The sequence below is a fragment of the Blautia sp. AF19-13LB genome (assembly GCF_003479105.1).
GTDB classification, from domain to species: Bacteria; Bacillota; Clostridia; order Lachnospirales; family Lachnospiraceae; genus Fusicatenibacter; species Fusicatenibacter saccharivorans.
In genome coordinates this window covers 1-3,570 of sequence record NZ_QUGO01000046.1, presented here as the reverse complement: position 1 = coordinate 3,570, position 3,570 = coordinate 1, and the positions used below count along the sequence as shown (strand labels likewise).

Sequence of the window (3,570 nt, the reverse complement as noted above, 5' to 3'; positions counted from 1 at the left end):
GGGGAGTTCTCGGAAACCTGCCATAGTGATATGGTAAGGCGCCGGGTTCTTACCCTACTAACCGTGAGCCTTGCACCGATCCCGTTTTCCACAATGGCAAACCGGGAATGGGGACAAATGGGAACCGGGTATCTGCGTTCCCTTTTTGCCCTGGGCTTTCAGGGGTTTTTGATCCTGATCTGTGTTGCCATTTATGCAGTGCTGGTCCAGTCTATCCCATCGTCCGGCGACGTGCACGGCGCGATCTGGGGAACGGCGGGTTATACGGTACTGCTGGCTTTTGCCCTGTTTAAGACAGGTTCGTTATCCAAATCCATATTTAATGCAAGATAGCATGAACAAAACCAATTCTAAAAAGGAGGATTTTATATATGAGTAAAACCAATACAGAAAAAATGGCGCCGGAGACACAGACGCCGGAAATGGCAAACGGCATGAAGCTGGATGTCCGCGTGCGTCCGATTGCCCCAATGGGAAACCTGCTGGCGTTTGCCAATGTTACGATTGGCGGATGCTTTAAGATTGACGGCTTCCGTATCTGTTCCAGTGAAAAGGGGCTGTATGTCAATATGCCCGCAACCCAGGATAAGGGAGGCAACTGGAAAGATGTCTGCTGGCCGGTTACGGCAGAGTTCCGCAAGCAGCTCAACGATGCCTTAATCGATGGGTACGGGCAGGCTATTGAAAATTTGCAGGCAACTCTTGAAGCGACAAAGGGAGCAGCGGAAAAACCTTCCCTGACCGGTGCATTGAAAGAAAATGCCGGTAAGGTCAAAGAACAGCCGGCCAAACCGGCCACATCTAAGAATGAGCAGGCTCGCTAATGCCGGAAACGAAACAGTACGGCATTATCTATGCCGATCCGCCCTGGCATTATGACAGGAAACATGGAAGCGGCGTTGCGGAAAACCATTACCCCACAATGAGCATTGAAGAAATCTGTGCCCTGCCGGTATCGGAACTTGCCGCAAAAGACAGTGCCCTTTTTCTGTGGGCGACCTTCCCGCAGCTCAATGAAGCCTTCCGGGTGATCGATGTCTGGGGATTCAAATATAAAACGCTGGCTTTTCTATGGCTCAAACAGAACCGGAAAGCGGATAGCTGGTTTTATGGCATGGGCTTTTGGACCCGCTCAAACGCGGAGGTCTGCCTGCTGGCAACCAGAGGCCGTCCGAAACGCCAATGTGCGGGAATCCATCAGTTTGTGATCTCCCATATTGAGCAGCACAGCAAGAAACCGGACGAGGTGCGGGATAAGATCGTAAAACTCATGGGCGATCAGCCCAGAGTGGAACTGTTTGCAAGACAAAAGACACCCGGCTGGGATGTATGGGGCAATGAAGTGAACTGTACGCTGACTATACCGGAGCGAAAGGGGTGATTTTGATAGAACAAGATGCAAAGCGGCTGCTTATGGAACGGCTGGACGAGTGTTTGAAGGTTCATGCGGATATGCTGGATGCACAGAACATCGGCAGTATTTACGAGTTACAGGGACTTTCGGAACTCCACTATTATCTGAAGGTTGAGCATGTATTTACTCCGGCGGAAGTAGAGGCGCTTCTTTCTTTTCAGGACCCGTTGGATGTAGCCCGATGGTGTTGGGAAGAAAATAACCATGAACACAGTTTCCCGATCTGCGATCTTCTCAAAGAAATTGATGCAGCGCAAAAATTTGAACATTTCACAAGCGAACCTTCCGCACAGGACAAATATACGCTCCTGATGAAACGGCTGGGACAGAATTACTTTGCTTACAGGGAAAGCCTTATGTCAAGAGATAAGGAATCCTTAATTGAAAAAGCTGCTGAAATTACAGCCATGCAGGAGGCGTATTCCTATCTGACAACAAAGTTTGAGTTCAGGGATGAAATGCTGGATGATGTGCTGGCGCTTGAGAATCCTTTGAAATACTTTGCAGACCGTTGGCTTATGCCGGTTTCAGATGTGTTCGACGTGGATATGGATATTCGGGAAAATATTGCCGGAATCCGAGACAGCCAGGAATACCTGTGTCAGAGAGAGCCGGCTGTTTCTGTCCTGGCACGGCTGCAAAATGCGGCTCAGGAAGTGCGGGAATGTCCGGCTGCGGAGAAAGCGGTACGCGATTTTGGTGCACGCTAATGGACCGGAAACTATATTACGATGGGAGGTGTATAGATGCCTTATGTACCTGTACCAAAGGATTTAACCAAAGTTAAGACCAAGCTGGCCTTCAATCTGACGAAGCGCCAGCTTATTTGTTTCAGCCTTGCCGGGCTTGTCGGCCTTCCGGTGTATTTCTTTACCCGCGGGGCGATCGGGAACTCGGCGGCTGTACTTTTGATGATCGGGCTGATGATGCCCTTTTTCTTCTTCGCCATGTATGAGCGTGACGGGCAGCCGGCAGAAAAGATTTTGAAGAACCGGCTCCGTTATAAGCTCTGGCCGAAGGACCGTCCATACAGGACGGATAACCTGTATAAATCTATGTCAAAGAAGGAGGTTACAAAGATTGCCAAAAAACAAGCAGCAGGAAGCTCAGGAAAAGCGTCTGCAAAAAAACATCAGGCAGGCCAAAAAGACCAGAGCCGATGCAAAGCAGGGCAAAACTAAGTCTGCCCGTTCCAAGCCGTCTAAAAAAGGCGGCTTTTTTGCCGGGCTGAAAGCAGATGCCCCGCAGACGGTCCAGCAGAGCATTCCCTACCGTGAAATGTACCGGGATGGGATCTGCCGGCTGACTGATACCCTTTACACCAAAACGGTGCAGTTTTTTGATATTAACTATCAGCTTGCACAGGCAGATGATAAAGCACAGATCTTCGAGGGTTACTGCGATTTCTTAAATTACTTCGACGCCTCGATCCATGTGCAGCTTACCTTTATCAACCAGCGGGCCAATATGCAGGATTTTACCAGAAGCATTGACATCCCTCCCCGCGGCGACGAGTATGACGGAATCCGCAGGGAATACGGGGATATGTTAAAGAACCAGTTGCAGAAAGGAAATAACGGTCTCACCAAACGTAAATACATTACCTTTGGGATCGAGGCAGATGACCTGCGTACTGCGAAAATGCGTCTGGAACGCATTGAAACGGATGTGCTGGCAAATTTCAAGACCCTTGGAGTCCAGGCAAGATCCTTAAACGGACTGGAACGTCTGGAGCTTCTTCACAGCCAGCTTCACCCGGACGGTCAGGAAAAGTTTCATTTCCAGTGGTCGGATCTGCCTAAGACCGGTCTTTCTACCAAAGACTTCATTTCCCCATCCGGGCTGTCTTTTTCAAAGGATGGAAAGACATTCCGGGTAGGCGATCATTCCGGTGCTGTCTCCTTTTTGCAGATTTTGGCGCCGGAGCTTACCGACCGGCTTTTAGCGGATCTTCTTGACTTAAACGACGCCGTGACCGTCAACCTGCATATCCAGTCTATCGACCAGGCGCAGGCGATCCGAAACATCAAGCGTAAAATGTCGGACCTGCAGAAAATGACCATTGAGGAACAAAAGAAAGCGGTCCGATCTGGGTATGACATGGACATCAGTGCGACTCGTTCCTGAACAAAGCCTTCGTGGTTGAAGGACAAAAT

4 protein-coding genes and 2 pseudogenes are annotated in these 3,570 nt (G+C 49.7%); all 6 read left to right on the top strand.

Going from position 1 to position 3,570, the window contains the following annotated elements:
- Nucleotides 1–333, top strand: a pseudogene (locus DWX32_RS19035) (VirB6/TrbL-like conjugal transfer protein, CD1112 family); the annotation flags it as partial.
- 38 nt (nucleotides 334–371) lie between these two features.
- Nucleotides 372–824, top strand: coding sequence for a SpoVG family protein (locus DWX32_RS19030; protein ID WP_117442477.1), 453 nt, complete (start codon nucleotides 372–374; stop codon nucleotides 822–824).
- A complete protein-coding gene (locus tag DWX32_RS19025; protein WP_118000665.1) occupies nucleotides 824–1,381 on the top strand; it encodes an MT-A70 family methyltransferase in 558 nt (185 codons plus the stop codon). Before DWX32_RS19030 ends, DWX32_RS19025 begins: the two co-directional genes overlap by 1 nt.
- A gap of 2 nt (nucleotides 1,382–1,383) precedes the next feature.
- Nucleotides 1,384–2,124: a hypothetical protein gene (locus DWX32_RS19020; RefSeq protein WP_330415222.1), complete on the top strand. Its 741-nt coding sequence runs from the start codon at nucleotides 1,384–1,386 to the stop codon at nucleotides 2,122–2,124.
- Nucleotides 2,125–2,160: 36 nt separating this feature from the next.
- A complete protein-coding gene (locus tag DWX32_RS19015; RefSeq protein WP_071144312.1) occupies nucleotides 2,161–2,595 on the top strand; it encodes a PrgI family protein in 435 nt (144 codons plus the stop codon).
- A pseudogene (locus DWX32_RS19010) lies at nucleotides 2,495–3,523 on the top strand (VirB4-like conjugal transfer ATPase, CD1110 family); the annotation flags it as partial. The gene DWX32_RS19015 and the pseudogene DWX32_RS19010, both read left to right, overlap by 101 nt.
- Nucleotides 3,524–3,570 lie beyond the last annotated feature (47 nt).